General features: G+C 64.0%; 15 protein-coding genes. 6 read left to right on the top strand and 9 right to left on the bottom strand.

Annotation, left to right across the window (positions count from 1 at the left end):
• Nucleotides 1-147 precede the first annotated feature (147 nt).
• Nucleotides 148-474, bottom strand: coding sequence for an ArsR/SmtB family transcription factor (locus AC1RQC_RS02870; RefSeq protein ID WP_492809268.1), 327 nt, complete (start codon nucleotides 472-474; stop codon nucleotides 148-150).
• A gap of 228 nt (nucleotides 475-702) precedes the next feature.
• Between AC1RQC_RS02870 and chrA the strand changes: the two genes are divergently transcribed.
• Nucleotides 703-1,929 carry a chromate efflux transporter gene (gene chrA, locus AC1RQC_RS02875; protein ID WP_492882406.1) on the top strand — a complete coding sequence of 409 codons (1,227 nt, stop codon included), beginning with the start codon at nucleotides 703-705 and terminating at the stop codon, nucleotides 1,927-1,929.
• Between the two features lie 26 nt (nucleotides 1,930-1,955).
• Here the strand turns inward: chrA and AC1RQC_RS02880 are convergent, their stop codons facing one another.
• The 6 genes from AC1RQC_RS02880 to AC1RQC_RS02905 all read right to left on the bottom strand — a co-directional run bounded on the left by AC1RQC_RS02880 (nucleotide 1,956) and on the right by AC1RQC_RS02905 (nucleotide 9,258).
• Nucleotides 1,956-4,442, bottom strand: a complete 2,487-nt coding sequence (locus tag AC1RQC_RS02880; protein ID WP_492882407.1) for an arsenate reductase (azurin) large subunit — start codon at nucleotides 4,440-4,442, stop codon at nucleotides 1,956-1,958.
• 15 nt (nucleotides 4,443-4,457) lie between these two features.
• A complete protein-coding gene (locus AC1RQC_RS02885) occupies nucleotides 4,458-4,976 on the bottom strand; it encodes an arsenate reductase (azurin) small subunit (protein ID WP_492882408.1) in 519 nt (172 codons plus the stop codon).
• Nucleotides 4,977-5,311: 335 nt separating this feature from the next.
• A complete protein-coding gene (locus tag AC1RQC_RS02890) occupies nucleotides 5,312-6,112 on the bottom strand; it encodes a hypothetical protein (protein WP_492882409.1) in 801 nt (266 codons plus the stop codon).
• Nucleotides 6,113-6,359: 247 nt separating this feature from the next.
• Nucleotides 6,360-7,103: a hypothetical protein gene (locus AC1RQC_RS02895; protein ID WP_492882410.1), complete on the bottom strand. Its 744-nt coding sequence runs from the start codon at nucleotides 7,101-7,103 to the stop codon at nucleotides 6,360-6,362.
• A 13-nt stretch (nucleotides 7,104-7,116) separates the two neighbouring features.
• A complete protein-coding gene (locus AC1RQC_RS02900) occupies nucleotides 7,117-8,694 on the bottom strand; it encodes an AI-2E family transporter (protein ID WP_492882411.1) in 1,578 nt (525 codons plus the stop codon).
• Nucleotides 8,695-8,751: 57 nt separating this feature from the next.
• Nucleotides 8,752-9,258, bottom strand: coding sequence for an SMI1/KNR4 family protein (locus tag AC1RQC_RS02905; RefSeq protein ID WP_492882412.1), 507 nt, complete (start codon nucleotides 9,256-9,258; stop codon nucleotides 8,752-8,754).
• 225 nt (nucleotides 9,259-9,483) lie between these two features.
• Here AC1RQC_RS02905 and AC1RQC_RS02910 point away from each other — a divergent pair, with 225 nt between their 5' ends.
• The gene (locus AC1RQC_RS02910) at nucleotides 9,484-10,245 is read left to right on the top strand and encodes a hypothetical protein (protein ID WP_492882413.1); all 762 of its coding nucleotides are present in this window, start codon (nucleotides 9,484-9,486) and stop codon (nucleotides 10,243-10,245) included.
• On the opposite strand, the gene AC1RQC_RS02915 is transcribed toward AC1RQC_RS02910, so the two are convergent.
• On the bottom strand, nucleotides 10,242-11,330 hold the full coding sequence (locus AC1RQC_RS02915; RefSeq protein ID WP_492882414.1) for a helix-turn-helix transcriptional regulator: 1,089 nt from the start codon (nucleotides 11,328-11,330) through the stop codon (nucleotides 10,242-10,244). The two genes, AC1RQC_RS02910 and AC1RQC_RS02915, sit on opposite strands and share 4 nt — an antisense overlap.
• Nucleotides 11,331-11,589: 259 nt before the next feature.
• Between AC1RQC_RS02915 and AC1RQC_RS02920 the strand changes: the two genes are divergently transcribed.
• The gene (locus AC1RQC_RS02920; protein WP_492882415.1) at nucleotides 11,590-11,913 is read left to right on the top strand and encodes a hypothetical protein; all 324 of its coding nucleotides are present in this window, start codon (nucleotides 11,590-11,592) and stop codon (nucleotides 11,911-11,913) included.
• 25 nt (nucleotides 11,914-11,938) lie between these two features.
• The gene (locus AC1RQC_RS02925) at nucleotides 11,939-12,223 is read left to right on the top strand and encodes a hypothetical protein (RefSeq protein WP_492882416.1); all 285 of its coding nucleotides are present in this window, start codon (nucleotides 11,939-11,941) and stop codon (nucleotides 12,221-12,223) included.
• Between the two features lie 352 nt (nucleotides 12,224-12,575).
• Here AC1RQC_RS02925 and AC1RQC_RS02930 read toward each other — a convergent pair whose 3' ends face one another.
• Entirely contained in the window at nucleotides 12,576-14,882 is a 2,307-nt protein-coding gene (locus tag AC1RQC_RS02930) for a putative bifunctional diguanylate cyclase/phosphodiesterase (RefSeq protein ID WP_492882417.1), read from the bottom strand.
• Nucleotides 14,883-15,496: 614 nt separating this feature from the next.
• Between AC1RQC_RS02930 and AC1RQC_RS02935 the strand changes: the two genes are divergently transcribed.
• Nucleotides 15,497-18,043, top strand: a complete 2,547-nt coding sequence (locus AC1RQC_RS02935) for a filamentous hemagglutinin N-terminal domain-containing protein (RefSeq protein ID WP_492882418.1) — start codon at nucleotides 15,497-15,499, stop codon at nucleotides 18,041-18,043.
• Nucleotides 18,040-19,860, top strand: coding sequence for a ShlB/FhaC/HecB family hemolysin secretion/activation protein (locus AC1RQC_RS02940; RefSeq protein ID WP_492882419.1), 1,821 nt, complete (start codon nucleotides 18,040-18,042; stop codon nucleotides 19,858-19,860). The genes AC1RQC_RS02935 and AC1RQC_RS02940 overlap by 4 nt, the downstream gene beginning before the upstream one ends.
• The last annotated feature ends 52 nt before the right edge of the window (nucleotides 19,861-19,912 follow it).

The following is a 19,912-nucleotide window of genomic DNA, read 5'->3' on the forward strand; positions in this document are numbered from 1 at the left end:
TGGTCAGTTTGATGTGTCGTGGACCTATCACGTGCTTCGGGTTGGCTCGGCCGCGAACCGCTTCGCGTAGAAGGCAATGTGCTTGTCGAGGTCCTGGACATTGAGGTGGACAGGAAAGCGCTGCATTGGGGTTTCCCTTCAACACGCTCAACACGCACAAACGGTAGTGGCGGCATTGTCGAGGCAAGCCTCGCCTTGGCAGCAGTTGGCTGTCAGGAAGCCAAGCAGGTCATTCATGTGCGCAAACGCGGCGCGATAGATCAGGTGCCTGCCTTCACGCTCTTGCGTGATCAGGCGGGCATGCATCAATTCCTTCAGGTGGAAGGACAGCGTCGCACCGGGCACTCCGATCTGCTCGGTCATCGCGCCGGGCGTCAACCCGGATGGCCCGGCCACCACCAGCAGGCGGAACACCTGTAGCCGCAGGCCATGGGCCAGGGCGGCGAGAGCGCGGAGAGCATCGTTTTCTTCCATATTTCCATAATATTGGAAGTGTTGGCCAAAAACAAGGGCGACGAATGCGGGAGACGAAGGCGGGCGGCGTGGGCGCCAGGTCGACGATAGGCGACGCCGGCTGCACGGTGGGCCGTGCCCGCCGGCGCGTTGGTTTGACGCTTGTCATCCAGGGTCGCTAGCATGGCAGGATTATCGATCTTCGATCGCGAAAATCGATTGTTTGCCAACCGAAGCGGAGTTGAATGGATGCTAGCCACCGAGAATGAGGTCAAGAGGGACAGGGATGCCACTGGCAATGCCTGGGCGGTGTTTCTCGCGTTCCTCCGGCTGGGCCTGACTTCCTTTGGGGGGCCAATTGCCCACCTGGGCTACTTCCGGGCGGAATTTGTCACGCGTCGGCGCTGGCTGAGCGAGCGCAGCTACGCGGATCTGGTTGCCCTCTGCCAGTTTTTGCCCGGTCCCGCCAGCAGCCAGGTTGGCATGGCGATAGGCCTGTCGCGCGCCGGCTTCATGGGCGCGGTGGCGGCCTGGGTAGGGTTCACGCTGCCGTCCGCAGTGGCCCTGGTGCTGTTTGCGCTCAGCATTTCCACGTGGGGCGATGTGATACCGGCCGGCGCGTTGCACGGCCTGAAGGTGGTGGCCGTGGCCGTGGTCGCGCAGGCCGTCTGGGGCATGGCCCGCAGTCTGTGCACGGACACGACCCGCATCACCATTGCGGCGTTCTCCGCCTGCGTCGCCCTGCTTTGGCCGAATGCGTGGGGACAGGTCGGCGTGATCGCTGCGTCCGCCGTGGTGGGCCTGGCGATGTTCAAGCCAGCCCGCGATGTAACCCACGACCCGCTGCCGATCTCGATCAGCCGGCGTGTCGGGGGCTTGCTGCTGGGCGTTTTCTTCATCCTGCTGGCGGGCCTGCCTCTCGCTGTGCAAGCGTGGCCCAATCAGACGCTGGCGGTAGCGGGTGCGTTCTATCGTGCGGGATCGCTGGTCTTTGGCGGGGGGCACGTGGTGCTGCCCCTCTTGCAAGCCGCGGTTGTGCCCAGCGGCTGGGTCACGAATGACACCTTCCTGGCGGGCTACGGCGCAGCGCAGGCGGTGCCGGGGCCGCTCTTCACGTTTGCGGCGTTTCTTGGCGCGTCCATGACGGTTGCGCCGAGCGGGTGGGTCGGCGCGCTGGTGTGCCTGGTGGCTATTTTTGTCCCGTCGTTTTTGTTGGTGGCCGGCACGTTGCCGTTCTGGGAGCAGCTGCGCCGCAACGTGCGCACGCAGGCGGCGCTTGCCGGCGTGAATGCGGGTGTGGTGGGGCTGTTGCTGGCCGCGCTCTATCATCCCGTGTGGACCAGCGCCGTGCACGGGCCCGCCGACTTCGGGCTCGCGGTGATCGCGTTTGTGGCGCTCATGTTCTGGAAGCTTCCGCCGTGGCTGGTTGTCATCTGCAGCGGAGCGGCCGGGTGGCTGCTGAGCGTCGCGCTTTAACACGCGCGCCGCCAACCGGGTTTGCGCTAGGTGCGGTCGATCCGTCGCCGCTTGAAGCTGATGGTGTCCTTGAAGTCCTGCATGCTGCCAACGCGGCGCAGGTCCGCCCAGGTGCCCTTGTAGTACGGCACCACATTGCGGTCGGTCCACGGCGTGGTCACGTTGCCCATGACCCCGTTGAAATGACCAAACTGCATGAACGTCTGGTTGCGTTTGATGTCTGGCTCCAGGTAGGCAAGGGCATAGGTGGAGCCGTAGTCGTTATAGACCTCGACCACGTCGCCGGAGGCCACGCCCAGCGCTTGCGCGTCCGCGGGATGGATCTCGAGATAGGCCATGGGCACCCGCGCACGCACGAACTCGTTGAACTGGTCGTGGTACATCGTCTGCCATACCTCGTTGACCCGGCCGTTGTTGATCCAGAAGTGATACTTGGCCTTCTGCTCGGCGACCGGCTTTGGTAGCCCGGGCCAGGTCGCCGGCTTGAACTCGGCCTTGCCGTCGGGCGTATCGAACTTGCCGTCCATGTAGAGCATTTCGGTCCCGACCAGCTGGCCGTTGCGATATGCCTTTGTGGGTAGCTGCACGCCATTGTTGCCCATCGCACGCAGGCGCTCGTATGTGACCAGGTTACCGGTCGTGCCGCCCTGGCTGTCGATCGGGACGGCGCCGGGCTGGCCCGCCTGGCGGAAGCCGTCATTGAAGGCGTCCTCTTCGGTTCGCCAGTCGAAGCCGCCAAAGCGCGCGGCCATCTCGCCCTTGCCCTCGGCCTCGTACAAGCGCTTGAGCGTACTGGCGATATCGGCGGCGATCAGGCAGTCGGGGCGCGCGGTGCCCGGTGGATCCATGAACTTGTCCGACAAGCGCATCCGGCGCTCGCCGTTCATCGAGGTCAGGTGCATCTCGCCCGGATGCGCGGCCGGCAGCATCAGGTGGGCGGCGTCAGCCAGGCTGGTGGGATACAGGTTGATGTTGGTCAGGAACAGCCCGCCCTTGCTCTTCACGGCGTCGTAGATCGCATCGGCCATCTGCGCCACGGTGGCCCCGCGCTGGCGTGCCATCGCCTCTCGCACAACCGCGGTGCGCCGCAGGATCACGGCGCGGTGCTCCTGCGCATTGAGTGTGGTCTGGAATGGGTTGGCGCCCCACGCCGTGTACATCAGCCCCTTGCCATGGATGATCTCCTGGTCCACGTAGATCTTTGTGCTGCCAGGATAGGGTGGCCTGGCATAACCCTCCTGGTGCCCGCCCATGCGCACCACGCCCGTGCCGCGCCGGCCAACGTTGTGCGTGGCCAGGACCAGGTCCACCAGCGCGGACTGGATGAGGTAGTTGTCGTTGCCCCAGATGATGCCTTTCTCATAGGCATGCATCGTATGCGGCCGGTGGCCGGACGCCTTTGGCTTGTAGGCCCACTGCGCCGCGAGCCTGAGCTTGTCGACTGGCACGCCGGTGATGCGGCTGGTGTCTTCCAGCGACAACCGGTTCGCGCGCAGCGCCGCATCGAACCCCTTGGTATAGCCCGCTATGAATGCCTTGTCGTGCCAGCCCTGGTCGACCACATGGGTCAGCAACCCATCGAACAGGGCAATGTCGGTGCCGGGCTCGATATCGAGGTGCAGCACGTTGTCCTTGCCGGCCGCCTGCTCCGCCACCGCGATCGTGGTGGTGCGGCGCGGGTCCACGAAGATCACCTTGGCCGCGGCGATGCTCTCGCCCGGGAAGCGCGTCTTGCGCTTGTCCATGGTCTGGCCCTGCAGATTCGGCAGCCAGTGCGCCAGGAAGTAATTGGTCTGGGTCTCGTAGGAGTTGCAGCCGATGGCCATGATCACATCGGCGAGTTCGGCATCCTCATAGCTGTTGTTGAGCTCGCCGATGCCCATCTCGCGGGTGGCATGGCATTCGGAGTTGTAGGCCGGCCGATTGTGGATCCGGACCAGCGGCGTCTTGAGCGCCGTGAACATCAGCTTGCCGGTGCCCCAGGTGTTCTCGAAGCCACCGCCCGCGCCACCGTGGTCAAAGCAATCGAACGCCAGCGCAGCGGGCCCGTCGCGATCCAGGATCCGCTTGGTCACGCCGGCGTACAGGGCCAGTGCGTCGTCCCAGCTGGTATCGACCCATTGGTCGGCCATATAGACGCGCGGGCTGCGCAAGCGGGCCCTGGCCACGCCGTCCGGGTTGTACATCACCTTGGCCAACTGGCCGCCCCGCGTCGACGACAAGCCCTGGTTCACGCTGCATTGCTTGTCGGGCACGATGAGGATGTTGTGGCGCTGGCCGTCCCGGTCGGTGACGGTGTTCTGCATGTTTGGCGTCATCACCACCGCCAGCGCAGGCAGCTGCTTGCGAAAATCCAGCCCCAGCGCGTTCTGGCCGGGTGCTCGGCCTCCCTCGATGTTCTCCGGCCATTTGTAGACGTGATAGCCGCACCCGACGATGCAGAAATGGCAGGTCAAGTTGGTCCGCTGCGCATTCACGGGTGGCAGTGCCATCCGGTCCTTTTTGGTTGCCATGGCAGTACGCCCCCTTCACAGCAGGTTGGCTTGACGCCCGTAGATCAGCCCCTCGACACCGACGGCTCTCACCGTGCCATCGCTGGCGTTGTACTGCAGCTGGACCATCGGCAGGTTCTCGGTTGCCTGTCCCGACACCATCTGGCCGCTTTTCTCGGGGTCGAAGATGCTGAAATGGCAGGGGCATTTGAAGGTGCGTGCGCCAGCGTCGTAGGCAACCGGGCAACCCATGTGCGTGCAGAGCGTGCTGTAGGCCACCACGTCGCGGTCGGGGCCGACCCCGCCCGGCACCGGCATCCCCATCTTGATGGCGACGCAGGGCGACGCCGCGTCCGGGTAGAGGAAACTGACCGGCGTATTGACCCGCAGCTGTTCGACGTGCGCAACCACCTTAGAGGTAAAAGGCAGCGTCGTCCGGCCCGGATTGGCGGGGGGTGGCGCGGCTTGCGCCGGGGTGGGCAAGCTTGCCGAAACACCAATGCCGGCGGCCGCGCCGCCGGTGGCCTTCAGGAACTCTCTGCGCGTGATGGACATGATCACCCCCTCCTGCGGAATGCGATCGCGATGCCCGTCGCGGGTCGCCGGCACTCCGTGGTCGTTGGCATGGGGGCATGCTTGCGGCCGCAGCCCCGGTGGGGCCACGCGGCTATGACTACCGCCGATATTTTTGGAAATGTTTAATTATTTCTAGGGCAACGGCGCGGCGAATGCAAGCTGCACCGCGGTAGCCGCGGGAGTGTCCGTCGTAAAGCACTGGGCGCCTTGCTCGCAGTCCACGGCCCGAGGGCCATTGGACTGAAAGTGCACTATGCGGTCCGCGTTTCTCTTCGAGATGGTTACGCGCAGTTCAACCGGGTGCGCTGCGCGAGTTATCTCGCTTCATCGCGATTGGCATGCGCCTGCGGCCCGCTCCCCTTCACCAGTTCCGCACCCACGCCAAGCATGACGCCGCCGGTTCCAACCGTCGTGGAGATTGCCGTCTCGGTGATGGTCTTCGAGACGGCTCGCGTGTAAGCGTCAACCTGCACGCCAGCGCGGACGTGCGCCTGGACGGTCTGAGGCATCTGGATCGCCCGCGACGTTGACGTGAGCGTTTGCCTGAACAGATTTTGCAGCCCCGAGCGGATCGATGCGATCAGCAGCGCCAGCAGCGGGACGGAGAGCAGCATGATGGATAGCTTGAACAGTCCCAGCTTCATAGGGTACCGAGCGGCCTTCGCGGCGTAGAGGATGCTGAACGCCGCATAGGCGATCAGCACCGGCTGGCCGAGGAACCCTTGCAGCCCTACCGCGCGCAGGACTGGCGCGGGGAATAGCAGTACGTACAACAGCACACTGGCGATGGCCAGCGGCAGTAGCTGGACGATGGACGCAAGCGTCTTGGCGATATTGAAGAGGACCCAGAGCACAACCAGGATGCCTAGCGGCGGAAACAGGGCCGCGGCAACGGTGAGCACCAGCGAGATCACGATGCTGCCGGCAATCTCCCGCCAGTGCCCTTCGGACACGATGTAATACAGCATGCAGAGTATCGCGGCTGCGGCAACCGTCAGGAGAAAGAGCACCGGCTCGTCATAACTGTGAGGGACGAGCGCGTTGCGCAGCATGAGGAGCCCCGCGAATATCGACAGGTACACGAAGAATCTCAGGATTTGGCTGGCTGCCGACATGAACTTGGTTTCCTCTACTTTTTTATCTGGCAATGCGGCGCCGCTATCGCGCGAGGCGCTTGTTTTTTGGGTTCTTGCGACTTCTGCATCAACGCTGGTTTGCTCCCCTCTCCCGCCATGCGGGAGAGGGGAGCTACGGCAGTGCTGGATTTAGCCCAGTGATGCATCGACGCGCACAAACGTCGGAGGAACCGCTTTCTGCAACCGGGGTACGCGCCGCCCGATCCGGTACCCCACTATCCGTGACTTACCTGGCGCCGAAGTGCAGCGCCAGCTGCAGCGCAATCGATAGCACGCTCAGGCTCAGCGCGGCCGCGATGGCATAGCGGGTGCGCTTTGTGCTCTGCAGTTGCTCCGCACGAAGCTTGGCGAGTTGTGTCTGCGCGGCCTGGGCGAGATGGGTTTCCATGCCTTGGAGCAGTGCCTGGTTCGCCAATTCCATCTTGGCTTCGGCGGCTTCCACGCGTTGCACGCAGCCGATGAGCTTGAGGGCTTGCTCCTGGGACACGCCCTTGGCTTGCAGCAGGCCTTCGTTTGCAGCGTTGATCGCGGTTTGCTGCTGCGCCAGTTCGTCCTGCTGGGCGCGGATCTGCTTGTTCTGCTCGGCAAGCGCGGTGGCTTGCTGGCGCAGTTGTGATTGCTGCTCGAGCAGCACCTGCTGCTGGTCGCTGAGGACCTTAGAGATGGCGGTGTTGACGGCCAGCAGTTCCGCGGATCGCTGGGTCAGGCTGCCAATGGATTGGCTAAGGTCAAGGCTGGCATCCTGGATCTTGTCGTCGAGGTCGTTCCACCAGTTGCTGACAAAATTGCTGCTGGATTTCTCGCGGCGCAGGCGGGCCAGGCGATTGCCGTCGCCTTCGGTGGCGTTCTTGGCGTCTGCCATGCGGGAGACCAGTTCCTGGATCTTGCCGGAGCTAAAAATATGCTCTGGCAGCTCCACCGAGGAGAATGCGTGAACGATCTGTAGATCCTGCTTGCCTGCGTAACTCATGCTGCTGTCCGTGTTAGAGATGGTTCAGGAATGCGTCGATTTGCTGTTGACGGTGTTCGATGCTGGCAACGCCTTCGTGGCTGCGGCGAACCTGCTCGCGCGTCTGGGCATTGGTGTGTTCCAGGCTGGCGAGGGTGAGGGCGCTCGTCTGTCCTGCCTGGCCATAGGCCGCGCCGATGTCGGCGTAGCCCTGCATGGCTTGGGCGTACTGTTCGACATTGCGCAGGGAGGCGTCACACAGGGCGCGCAGTTCTTCCGCGAACCCGGCGCGGCGTTGTGCGTCGGCCATCAGTTCGTCCAGCAGTTTCTCGTCGCGTGCCTGCCGGTCAAACGCGCTGTCGATCTGATAGGCGAGGTAGGCGGACAGCAGGCCGCTGACAATGCCCACCAGCACGGGGGACACCACATCGGCAAACGGCTTGAGCAAGGGAATGGTGAGCATGAAGGCTGCCACGCTCTCTTCAAGCAGCACGCCGACCGTGGTGGCGACGACGGTGGCAAGGATCTTCAGCGCGGCCTGCATGGCCTCGCGCGGCGTCATGTGTGCGGGCCGCATGGCGATGAGCTTGAACGCGCGATAGAGGCCGAGCAGTACCTCGCGCAAGGCGGTGACGATGCGTTTGGCCGTGGTGATGAACGAGTTGATCAGGAACGTGAGCAGATTGCTCATGAAGCCGCTGACGCCGCCGCCAAGCAGCTGCCCCATGGCATCTGGCAGCTTTGCCGCCACGGTTTGGATGACGCGGCCAAGGCGCTCGCGAATGTCCTGGAAGAGCGTTTTTCCTGCCTCCACGCCCCGTTTGATCAGGACCTTGAACTCATTGAACAGGCCGTTGACCAGTTCGGTGAGCAGCAGCCCTAGCGCCTGGCGCACGGCCATGCGCGCGGCCTGGTCCAGGCCGGTGGTCAGGAGCTCGCCGGTTTGTTTCTTGAGCAGGCTGGTGTCGATGGTGGCGTTGATCTTGTCGGAGGCGGTGCGGTAGGCCTCGTCCATGCGCTTGGGATCCACCTCGTAGTGCTCGGCGTTGGTTTTATCGTCCTGGCCGGCCTTATTGGCACGGGCCCATTCCTGGGCATCCCTGTCGCTCTTCGAGCGGTTCAGGCTGGCGTCGGTGCCGACAAGGTTGGCCTCGTCGTTCAGGAGCGTCTTGATCTTGTCGACGCTGGCAGTGCCGTCCTTGACTTCGCCAAGCGCAAGGTGCGCGCGGGGATCGGTGGCAACGGCCTTGAGCGGAACGACATGGTCCAGGTCGAAGTCTTCACTGAGCGGCTTGCCGGTGTAGCCATCGATGCCGCTTTGCGCCGCGCTGTCGCGCTTGCGTTGCCAGTCGGTGGTGCTTGCCGCGTAGCTGGCGCGGTCGAATTCGTCGGCGCTTTGCCGGAAGCGCGCGTATCGCGCCTTGTCGTCGTCCGTTGCGGTGGTGCCTTGGGCGAAGTTGTGGGCGGTGGTGACGTTGCCGCCGGTCTTGTCCTGGAACATCGCCGTGGACAAGCCAAAGGGGCCGATGATCTGGGCAAGCACATGCTGCTGGCAATCGTCGAATAGGGTTTGAAGCCGTTGCTCGCGCAGCTGCGTTGCGGATTCTCTCATTGCTTGCTCTTGCTTCTCTTGGTTGGGCTTGGCTGGACTTGGCTGTCGTTCGCTTGCTTAGCGCTGGCGCTCGGTGAATTGCGAGAACCATTGCCCGAAGCTGTCCGCAATGCGCTCTCTCTTGGGGGCGTCGTGCCACAGGGCGATGACCTGGCCGTACTGGCCGCCGGTATCCGGGTCCAGGTCCAGGCAGAGGTGATCGCCGGCGCCGTTGTAGGTGAAGGGGATCCATTTTGGCGACCACCACAGTGGCTTCACCCCGGGATCCGGCCTTGCTGTCATTTGCGCGAACTCGCCGCTGGCCCAGAGTTCGTGCCACACCTTCCATTCGCGCAGCACGCGCGCGGTGGATAGGAATTCGGCGCCGTCAAAGAGCCATTCGGCGTGGCGATCCTGGCCGTCGTGCACCAGCAGGCATTGCACGTAGTCATCGGGCAAGGACACGCCGAGCTCGCGCTCAAGGTCTGCCACCCGTTCGGCAGATGCGGGTGGGTTGAGTCCTGCCAGACGGTCCGGGTGGTGTGCTGTCAGCCGGACTATCAGGCTTTGCCATTGCGTGTTCATCTTGGATTCCAGTGATGCGCGTTGCCGTGTGATGCGTTCGCCAATTCCAGATCGGCCATTCCTCGGATAACTTTAGGGAAATCTTGGATCTTTTTCTTGAGCAGCCGGTTGAGGTTGCATGGCATTCCACTGCATGACAGGGGTGCATATTGGGGGCGATACCGGACAGTGAATTGTCCGGTGCGGGCAGCAGACTTGCGGCTACCGATACACAGGAGCCTGCAAATGCATCAGAACGACCCCCTCGACATGACCATCGTGACCATCGGCCACGACGTGCTGACCCCGATCAAGCCGCTGCGGGTTGCGATTCAGCGGTGGGGTTTCTCGGCGGAGGAGGTGCAGGGCGTGATCATGGATTGCCCGACGTTTGCGGGTGCCCTGGAATGGATGCAGGCCGGGCATGCCGGCGCGCGCGCCGACGTGGTTGTCCACCTGGTTGACGCTGCGCGCCTGACCGGCGCTAACGGGGGCGCGATGTGGAATGCCATGGGGCCGGTGCAGGCGATGAGGAAGGCGCGCAACACCGGCAGCCTTGAGATTGCGCTTGTGCTCGGTGCTGCCAGCCAGCTGCCGGCCGTTCGTGCGGGCAGCTGGATCCTCGCTGGCTCGCGCAGCCTGGCGAGTGCGCTGGGCATTCTCTTGCGCTCGACGCTGGATCCGGCCGCGCTGCTGGCGGCGGGCAGCGAGCCGCTCAGGTGGCTGCGGGAGCTGGCATCGCTGGATACCACCTGCTTGCTGCTGCAGCAAACCGACCCCGCGCCCGAGCGCCTGGCCGGCAAGATCGAGGAGGATCTGGTCGCCTTGATCGGTGGGGGCTACGCGGCGCCCTCCTGGATCTCCATTGCGGGCCCGAGCGCGGCCATTGCCGCGCTGCGCCAGCGCACCGGGGTCATCGCCCGGCGCTTGATGTACTCCGCGCGCCCTTTCGAAAAGGCGAGCGCGGATCTGGTGGCTGCGTTTCCCTGGCCGGATCTGATGCGCTAGGGCCTCCCGTACGTGACTGACCCCAGGGACGATGGCTGCGTGGACGCTGGCCCGGCGGTGTTGTCATCGCCATCGCCATCGTTGCAGCCGTCGTCGGCGTACAGGGAAGCCGCTTCCCTGAGGAGCCTGCCGATCTCGCGCCGGACACTTGCCGGGGCAATGACCTCCACAAACGGCGAGCGCTCCAGCAGCAGGTTGTTCAGCGCGATCGACGGCGCTACGGTGGCGGTCAGGACAAAGCCGCCCTCCTCCTCGGTGATGCACTGATCGTCGGAGAGCCGCACGGATCGGAACTGGCTTGGGACGGACCCACGCTCGCGCACGCGCAGAACGAGCGGCTCGGGCGTGCTGGCGAACCATTCCAGCGCCTTCTCCTCCTTGATGAAGGCCTGCAGGTCGAACCCGTGCTCACGCTTGAGCACGAAGCCGCGGTTCTCTACCGCAAGCATGCGGTCGAGCCGCATCAACCATGGCGAGCCCTGCTTGCCGCTGGAGCGCCGGTGCTTGACCACCAGGTACCAGAACGAGCCTTTCTCGACGATGGCATAGGGCAGCACCTCGTATTCCTTGGGCTGCGTGATCTCCCTGGCTGCCACCTGGTAGCGCACGAATAGCGTCTGGTCCAGGTACAGCGCCGCCCAGATGGTCTCGAAGATCTGTTCGTCGACTGTTGGCGGGATCAAGGGGTAGCCGGCGTCCAGGCGCGCGGTCTTGCCCATCCAAGCCAGCGCGCTTTCCGAGCGGCTGTCGATGGGGTTCGCGCGGAGCACGCGCGCAGCACCTTCAAAGTACCCTTCGAGGTCGCCGATGACGCTATTGGGAAGGTGGTGCCGTGCAAGCTGACGCAGCTTGAGCAGCGCCAGCGAAAGATCGATTGATGGCCGCACGGCAGCTGCCGGCCCGTTCGCCAGCAGTCTCCACTGTCTTGCGGAACCATTGCCCTCACCCGCCAGGTAGTTCTGTTCTTCCAGTGCGGCGAAGGCACGGCGAACGTCCTTTTCCTGGTCCCCTGACATCCCCAGCTTTGCCATGACTGCGCGCTTGAGTTCGGGAGACTTCCATGCATCGCGACGCTGCGAAGCCATGATGTCCAGGACGGCGCGTTGCACTTCGGCGGGAGTCGGCATTTGGGTGAGGCATGAGTTTTGTTATCGCCGGTATCGTATTCGGACTGGACAAGCGTTGTCCAGTTGCAAGCCCGCAGGCTGATCGAGCCCAGCCTATGCCGGCTACGGCATAAACCTGTAAACTCGGCGCGGATCGATCCCGAAGCCTGCCTGCGGGATGTGCCGGGTTGGATTGGTTAGAGACGGCGGATGCAAACACGCTGACAAAGGAAATGCAATGCCACGATCTACGTCCGACCCGGTCACCACGGGCCGTGCTCTGCTTGGCGTCGGATCGCTACTGATCTTGATGGTAGGTGTGCTGCTCCTGGTGTTGCGGATCGCACAGCAGAACTACATCATGGCCCTTGGCGTGGTCTGGGTGGCCAACGGCCTGACCATGATTCTGCATGCGCTGTACTGGTGGCGCTATGGCTTGTCCAGGCGCTGGAAGGTGGCGGTGGTCCTCCAGGGCTTGCTGACGATCGCGCCGCTGCTGCTCGGAGAGTACGGGCTGGTCTTGATCTTCTTCATGCTGGGCGGGGCGCTCCGCTTCTGGTAGCGCCAGCTTTTACCGAGACGTCAGAATGGGTATTGAATACAAGATCGTCGTTGACCTGCCGTCAGAAGACATCGCCGAGAAAATTCTCGGCCGCGCGGGCGGCGGGGCAGGCCAGAAGGGTTCCTCCGGTTTTGATTTCCGGTCGCCGGGGAATTCGGGCCAAATGCCCGATGCCATCGCCAGTGTGGAGCCCTATGGATTCTACTTTTGCAGCTTCACGGGAATCAATGGCCTGAGCGCTGAAGTGCTTGGCTTCATTGTTGCCGCCGCCGCCGCATACGGAAAGGTGTTTGTGGAGGATCTTGAGTAACGCGGTTGCTGGAAGCAATACGCTGTTTTGCTCCCCTCTCCCATGAAATGGGAGAGGGGCCGGGGGAGAGGGCGGGCGCACGCTCAACGTGATGCGCCTCGCTTTTGCGCAGGCCCGCCCTCTCCCCCAACCCCTCTCCCGCCATGCGGGAGAGGGGAGCCACGGCGGCGCTGGATTTAGCCCCGCGATGCATCGGCCCACACGAAAAGGTGTATTGATCCGTTAGAAAGTTTGGAGCTTCGGACTTTGTGTGAGTACGGCATGCGGGTGCGAGTGGCCAGCAGCAATACGCTGGTTTGCTCCCCTCTCCCATGAAATGGGAGGGGGGCGTTACGGTAGCGCCGGATTTGCCCTATTTTGCGTCCACCGCCGAGCCAAGCTCGCCTAGCCGGCGTACAAATTCCACAGGCTCCACGGGCCGGCAGAATAGAAAGCCCTGTTGTCTCTCGCAGCCGAGGGAGCGCAGATAGGCCGCCTGTTCCGGGGTTTCCACGCCCTCCGCCGTTACGCTCATGCCGAGCGAGTGCGCCATCGCGACGACAGCGTGGGTAATCGCGGTGGAGTCGCGATTGTCTGGCAGCCCGGCGACGAATGATCGATCGATCTTGAGGTTATGAAGCGGGAAGCGCTTCAGATAGGATAGCGACGAGTATCCCGTGCCGAAGTCGTCGACGGAAATCCTCACGCCGGTACGGGTCAGCGATATCAGCGCCGGCATCACCGTTTCGCTATCCATCATCAAGAGCCCCTCGGTGATTTCCAGCTCCAGTGCACTGGGATCGAGCCCCGCGCGCGTGAGGCAGCCCTGGACCATCTGCGCCAACCCTGCGTTGATCTGGCGCGGGGACAGGTTCACCGCCATTGAAAGATCCGGTGCGATGGTGCGTCGCCATTCTGCTGCTTGCGCGCATGCCCGCTCCAGCACCCACTGGCCGATGGCTACGATCATGCCTGTCTCTTCCGCGACCGGAATGAACTCCTCCGGCGAGACGTGACCGAGTTCGGCGCTGTGCCATCGCAGGAGGGCTTCCGCGCCAACCGCGCTTGCGCTCTGGCCGTCCACGATGGGCTGGTAGACGACACTGAGCTCGCCCGCGGTCAGCGCGCGCCGCAAGGATTGCTCCACGGCAAAGCGGCGCTGCATGCGTAAGTTAAGCGACGCCGTAAAGAACTGGAAGCTGTTGCGCCCCAGTTGCTTGGCGTAGTACATGGCGGAATCCGCATTGCGCAGCAGCGTTGCGGCGTCACGGCCGTCTTCTGGAAACAGGCTGATGCCAATCGAAGCGCCAATAAAATAGGCGTTCTCGCCGACCGTGAACGGCAGTGCAATGGACTCGAGAAGCTGCGTGGCCAGCGCGGCGATCTCTTCGGTGCTGCGATAGCCGCGTATCACGATCACAAATTCATCGCCGCCCACGCGTGCGAGCGTGTCGTCCTCTCGTACACATCCGCTCAGCCGCTGGGCGACGCTGCGCAACAGGGCGTCGCCGGTTTCATGCCCGGCCGAGTCGTTGACCAGCTTGAAGCCGTCCAGGTCGACGTAGACGATGGCAACGCGCAGCGGGTCTTGTCCGTCGTTGTCGCCGGGCGCGAGTATTTCGGTCATCCGGTCGGCAAGATAACTGCGATTGAATAGTCCCGTCAGGGAGTCTCGCGTCGCGAGATACTTCAAGCGCTGGGTGGCGTCGCGTACCGGCCCGATATCCACAAAGGAGACCAGCAGGGAACCCGGTGCCGTCTCGCCGGGTTTGATGATCGGGACCACATTCTCGCTGATCCAGATGATCTCGCCATTGGTCAGTTCGTGCCCGATCACCTCGCCAAGAACCGGTTGCCCCGTCGCTATCACGCGGGACGTTGGCCGGTCCGAGAACGCGATCGGCGATCCGTCGTCATGAAACGACCGCGCCACGTTGCCGTAGATATTGCTGCCAACCAGCGACGTCGCCGAGCGTAGCATGCGCTGCGCACTTGGGTTGCATGCCAACACGATACCGCTTGGCGTTAGCACGAGGATGCCTTCGCTCAGGAGATCGACAACGAAGCGGTGATGTTCTTCGCTCTGCGCAAGCCGTTGCGCAATCGCATCCTGATGCACGGCAAGGCCCACGCTCTGCCCGATGTTGCGCAGGATCGTCTCTTCCTTGGCGGTCGGTCGCCGCGGGACGCGATAGTAGACCGCAAACGCCCCGAGCACCTTCCCCGCATCGTCCAGGAACGGAATCGACCAGCAGGCGCGCAGCCCGATCGGCAACGCAAGCTGCCGATAATCGTCCCACAAGGGATCTGTCGCGATATCCTCCACCACCACCATGCGCCGCTCGAACATGGCCGTGCCACATGAGCCGGCACCGGGGCCGATCTGGAGCCCGTCGATCGCCGCGCTGAACGCGTCGGGCAACGAGGGCGCCGCGCCGAATTTCGCGTGCGTGCCATCGCCATCGAGCAGGAGGATGGAACATGACGGCCCTTCGCCAAGCATCGCCTCGGCGCGGCGGCATACCTCGGCGAGCAGCGCCGGAAGCGGCATATTGCGCGTGATCAGCCGCAGTACCGTTTGCTCGAATGCCAGCATCTCGTCGGCCAGGTCGGAGGGAGGGCGACTGGTTGGGAGCGATGCGGCATCGCCGGAATCGGCTGGCACCGGGCTTTCTTTCATGTCTGCGCTCCCTGTTTGAGCCTAGCGGGTGGCAACATTCTACGAACATTGGCGCGTTCTTGCGACCAAAACTGCTGCCTCGGTGAAGTCGTTGTCATCGGCTGGCGCTAGCCTCAATACGCGAGCTGTCTTCCTTCGCCCGCATCCCTCTCGTCATCGTCATCGGTCCACACGCTTCGCCCTCCCTACGTAGGGTGATGCCTCGCGGTCGGGGCGCCGTTATAAAAAGATGCCCTTCTTCCTTTTGCCTCTTCAGGAGCGATCACCGCCCCTGCGGAAAGCGCGGTTGAGACCATGAGTTCAGTTTCACTAACACCTGATTAAAGCATGGCCGTTGTTGCGGACACAATTGTTGAATTTTTGTTAAATCCTTTGACTGATGCGTTCGCCGAGCCATCGGAAGCGAATAAACGCCGGAAGATTGGGAAATTTCCCAAATTTTTTACGATGGCACTCTGCTAATGTCGCGTCAAAATTCAGCGCGACAGAATCGGCAGCATCGTGGCGGCGTTTCCTTGTTGAGCATGGGAATCGCCTTACGCATCGTCTTATCCAATTTCGTTCGCGCGCACTTTGAGAATGGGAGAGGTCCTGTGCGGCGTGGCGAGACTGGGATGGAGCAGCAAAAGACGACGGTCACCGCAATGGCGGCGCACGGCCTGCGGCTTTCCGCTCTGGCCTGGGGGGCGCTCCTGCTCATGGGCACTTGCCTTGCCGCTGGCGTGGTGCCCGATGGCGGCAACAGCGCGCCCACGGTCACGGTGGGGGCCAATGGCCGCATCACCGTTGGCATCACCAATGCGGTTGGCGGCGTTTCCACCAACACCTACCGGGACTTCAACGTCCCGCGCGCCGGCGTCGATCTCGATAACCGCGCGGTGCTCGCCCGCACCATCCTGAATCAGGTCACGAGTACCAATCCGTCATTGCTTGAAGGGCCGTTGAATGTGCTGGGAAACCGCGCCAATGTCATTGTGGCCAATCCCAACGGGATCACCGTAAATGGCATGACGGTGCACAACATTGGCAATCTTGCGCTGACTACCGGGCAGGTGTCGTTCAACAATCTCACCGTCGCCAACGGCCAGCTACAGCGCAATGTTGTCCTCACTACCAGCCAGGGCACCATCGATATCGGCCCCGACGGCCTGTCAGGCACTTTGCTGAACCTGGAACTCGTAGCCAAGCAAATCCGGGTGGGCGGTAGGGTCGAGAATCTTTATGGGGATGCCAACGCAAGCATCCGTGCCGTGGCGGGGACCGGCAGCGCCGAGATCGATACAAGCCTGTCTCCGACGGACAACGATCCGGAAAGAAAGCACCCGTGGGTGAAATACACCGCGCCCGCGGTGAACCCAGGCCAGGGCATCGCGCTGGACATCACGGCCGCGGGTAGCCTGAGTTCAGGGCGGATCGCACTGTTGGTGACCGACCAAGGCGCCGGGGTGCGCCATGCCGGCTCGGCCTACGCCACCGCCGGCGATTTCGCGGTCTCCGGCACCGGCGATCTGCAACTCGCCTCCGGCAAGATCCATGCGCTGCAGGATGTGGTGATTGGCACTGGCGGCATGCTTGGCACAGGCAACCTGGATGCCGGCCGCCATCTGCAAGTCACCTCCGACCGCATTGACCTGCATGCCACCACGCTGGCAGCCGGCACCCACGCAACGGGGGATCTGGTGATGGGCGCGGCAGGCCAGGCACACAGCGAACCCATCAGGCTGACCGGCTCGGTGCTGAGCGCCAGCGGCGGTATCGGGCTTCTGGACGCTGGCGCGGGCATTGCGCTTGCCGGCACGCAGGCCTCGGCCGCGGGCAACCTCGTCATTGCGACATCGCGGCTCCAGACCACGCAGGCTGACACGCGCACGGCACTGACTTCGCGCAATGGCTCGCTGAGCATCCAGGCAGATACGGCGGCGCTGTCCGGTACCGATGTCGACGGCGTCGCCGGCACTGGTATCCAGGTGCGCGATCTTGCGTTGCAGGGCACCGCCATACGCGCCTCCGGCGCCGCCGTGGCCATCGATGCCACCGGCAGCTATGTCCAGCGTGACAGCAGCGTGCTGGCCGCGACCGATGTGCGGCTGCATGCGGGGTCGGTGCTGCTTGACTCGGCCGCCGCGCAATCGACGCTGGTGGCCACGCAGGGTGGCGTGCTGCTGCAGTCCGACCGCGAGCTGACCAGCCAGGGCGCGCTGATCCAGGGGCAATCGCGCATCGTGGGGCAAGCGCAGTCCGCCGGCGCCGTGACCGTGCTGACGGGCGGCACCGTGCTCAATACCTCCACCCCGGACTATCTTGGGATCTTCTTCGGTGCGGGCGACGATGTCACGGTCCGGGCCGGGGGCGATGTCATCAACCGCTATGGCCGCATGCTGTCGAACGGCTACCTTGCCGTGACGGCCGGCGGCGACCTGCGCAACGAGATCACCAAGCAGGCCGGTGCCAATGGCGAGCAGCCAAGCTACCAGACCGGCAGCGGCCAGCGCTGGCTGGTGCTGACCAAGACCAGCGCGCGCTTTGACGTGGACTATGGCCAGGTTGACCGGCCGGCGCAGATTGCCTATCTGCTCTCGGACAAGGGCACCACGCTCACCGGGCGCAACGTCATCAACACCGGCGGGGAAATCTATGCCAACAACGGCGACATCAAGGTGCGCGCGGCTGACACGTTCCGCACCGAAGGGATCACCAGCGGCGCCGCGCATTATTCCCGCAGCTGCATGATCATCTGCCGCACCTCGGCGTCATCGACCACCACCGTGACGGGTGGCCTGTTGTCCGCCGGTGGCCATATCGACATTCAGGCGGGCAAGCTGGCCGCGAACGTAGGTGGGCGCGTGCTGGCGCTGGGTGACTTGACGGTCAATGCGCCGCTGACCTACGCCGCTGGTGTGACCGGCTACTCGGCGATCGCGCGCGACCGGGGCTTCAAGGCCTTCTTTGGCGACACCTGGGCCAGGCTCTACGCCACGGACATCGGCGGCAGCTGGATGGCGGCGGGCCGCACGCGCATCAGCGGCGACACCGTAGCGGATGGGGGCAGTTTCGAGGGTGACGTGGCCATTGCGGGCACCACCATGGTGAAGCGGCCGCGCCAGCGCGTTCCCGTCACCGTCGAGAACCATCTCGGTTTCACTTCCTGGGTGTGGCAATGATGCGGCGCGCTACCCCACTCCGATTCCGGCTCCGGCTCCGGCTGTCCTTGTTGGCCCTGGCGATCCTGTCTGCCGGTTCCGTGCAGGCTCAGGTACCGCCAATGCCGTTGCCATCGGCGGCGCCATTGCCCCAACTCACACCGGAAGATCCGGCACAGCGCCTGTTGCGCGAGCAGCGCCAGCGCGACCTGGAGCGTGAGGCCACCCAGCCACCGGCCCGGATCGAGAGCCAGCAGGTTCTGCCACCCGACACACCCATCGAGGCGGTGCCCGAGACATCGGCCACGTTCGAGATCCAACGTATCCAGGTGATCGGCAATACCGTGCTGTCGGATGCCGAGATCAGCGCCATCACGGCCCCCTTCGTTGGCAAGTCGTTGGGGACCAATCGCATCAACCTGTTGCTGCGGCGCTTTACCGAAGCCTTTGTGGCGCGGGGGTTTATCACCACGCGTGCTTATCTGGGCGAGCAGAATCTTGCCTCCGGCGTGCTGATGGTCACGGTTGTGCCGGGCACGGTCGAATCGATCCGCCTCAACGGGCGCGCCATCCGCCTGCGCGGCGGCGATGGTAGCGTCGATGGCAAAGATAGCGGATGGCTCGATACCGTAGGCGGCGGGCTGCTGACAGACGCTGGCACGGGCTGGCAATTCCCCGCGCCGGGCGACACCTTGCGCCTGCAGGATCTGGAGCAAGGGGTTGACCAGGTCAACCGCCTGCGCCGCAACCGGGCCGAGCTGCAGATACTGCCGGGGCAGACGCCGGGCAGCTCGGTGGTGGCGCTGGCTAACCAGCCCGGTGACCGTTTTCGCTTCAATGCCGGCGTCGACAACTATGGCAGCCGGACCACGGGCATCTCGCGCACGCGGTTGGGCATCGATGCCGACAACGCACTGGGCTTGCAGGAGGCGGTCTCCGCCAGCTATGTGGGCACGCGCGATACCAATGCGGCCGTGCTCTCGGCGGCGGCGCCGTTCGGCTACAACACCTTCAGCTATACCGGCTCGATATCCGAGTACCAGACCGCCATTGGCGATACCGCGCTGCTGTACGGCCGCACCTTTGGCCACACGCTGGGCTGGAACCGGGTCCTTACCCGCGACCGGAGCGGGCGGCAGGCTTTCGACCTGACCCTCACCTATCGCAAGAGCGAGCGCGAGATCAACAACCTGGAGCTGGATCCCCAGCGGCTCACCGTGCTGCGCGCGGCCTGGAGCGGATTGCGGCGCTTTGCCGCCAACGACCAGCAGGGCTATGCCACGGCCGAGGCGGGCGTCTCGCGCGGGTTGCGGCTGATCAATGCCACCCGCGACCCCGCCGACATCCGCTCTGACGAAGCGCATGCGCAGTTCACCAAGCTCGATGCCAATGCAAGCCTGCAACTGCCGTTGCCGCGGGCCTTCGACGCCCTGCTGGCCTGGCGTGCGCAGCTCGTCGCGCAGTGGGCCAATGTGGCGCTGTTCGGCTCCGAGCAGATCTACGCGGGCGGCGTCAGCACCGTGCGCGGCTTCCGCGAAGGCGCCATCGCTGGCGACCGTGGCGCGTATCTGCGCAACGAGATGGTGTGGGCCAACGCGCCGGCGCTGGCCGGCATCCGCATGGAGCCGTACCTGTTCCTGGACGGCGGCCAGACCCAATCGGTCGCAACCCGCGACTGGCAATCCGTGGCTGGCACCGGCGCCGGCATCCGTCTTTCGGCCCAGTGGGCCAAGCAAACATTCACCAGTGAGCTGCTGGTTGGCGTGCCGCTCGCGCAGCCCGGCTACCTGGGCACAAAGGCGCCGCTTTTTTTGGCCACGCTCAACTGGACCTATTGAGCTGTGCCTGTTGAGTTGGGCTGGAAGCGGCCTGCCTGAACACAGAACGCAG

This window comes from Cupriavidus sp. GW822-FHT03E04, assembly GCF_058801495.1.

What these genes read in the sequence shown, in the direction of transcription:
- AC1RQC_RS02870 (WP_492809268.1), bottom strand. Translation starts at nt 474, where the DNA reads ATGGAAGAAAACGATGCTCTCCGCGCTCTCGCCGCCCTGGCCCATGGC.
- chrA (WP_492882406.1), top strand. Translation starts at nt 703, where the DNA reads ATGCTAGCCACCGAGAATGAGGTCAAGAGGGACAGGGATGCCACTGGC.
- AC1RQC_RS02880 (WP_492882407.1), bottom strand. Translation starts at nt 4,442, where the DNA reads ATGGCAACCAAAAAGGACCGGATGGCACTGCCACCCGTGAATGCGCAG.
- AC1RQC_RS02885 (WP_492882408.1), bottom strand. Translation starts at nt 4,976, where the DNA reads ATGTCCATCACGCGCAGAGAGTTCCTGAAGGCCACCGGCGGCGCGGCC.
- AC1RQC_RS02890 (WP_492882409.1), bottom strand. Translation starts at nt 6,112, where the DNA reads ATGTCGGCAGCCAGCCAAATCCTGAGATTCTTCGTGTACCTGTCGATA.
- AC1RQC_RS02895 (WP_492882410.1), bottom strand. Translation starts at nt 7,103, where the DNA reads ATGAGTTACGCAGGCAAGCAGGATCTACAGATCGTTCACGCATTCTCC.
- AC1RQC_RS02900 (WP_492882411.1), bottom strand. Translation starts at nt 8,694, where the DNA reads ATGAGAGAATCCGCAACGCAGCTGCGCGAGCAACGGCTTCAAACCCTA.
- AC1RQC_RS02905 (WP_492882412.1), bottom strand. Translation starts at nt 9,258, where the DNA reads ATGAACACGCAATGGCAAAGCCTGATAGTCCGGCTGACAGCACACCAC.
- AC1RQC_RS02910 (WP_492882413.1), top strand. Translation starts at nt 9,484, where the DNA reads ATGCATCAGAACGACCCCCTCGACATGACCATCGTGACCATCGGCCAC.
- AC1RQC_RS02915 (WP_492882414.1), bottom strand. Translation starts at nt 11,330, where the DNA reads ATGGCTTCGCAGCGTCGCGATGCATGGAAGTCTCCCGAACTCAAGCGC.
- AC1RQC_RS02920 (WP_492882415.1), top strand. Translation starts at nt 11,590, where the DNA reads ATGCCACGATCTACGTCCGACCCGGTCACCACGGGCCGTGCTCTGCTT.
- AC1RQC_RS02925 (WP_492882416.1), top strand. Translation starts at nt 11,939, where the DNA reads ATGGGTATTGAATACAAGATCGTCGTTGACCTGCCGTCAGAAGACATC.
- AC1RQC_RS02930 (WP_492882417.1), bottom strand. Translation starts at nt 14,882, where the DNA reads ATGAAAGAAAGCCCGGTGCCAGCCGATTCCGGCGATGCCGCATCGCTC.
- AC1RQC_RS02935 (WP_492882418.1), top strand. Translation starts at nt 15,497, where the DNA reads ATGGAGCAGCAAAAGACGACGGTCACCGCAATGGCGGCGCACGGCCTG.
- AC1RQC_RS02940 (WP_492882419.1), top strand. Translation starts at nt 18,040, where the DNA reads ATGATGCGGCGCGCTACCCCACTCCGATTCCGGCTCCGGCTCCGGCTG.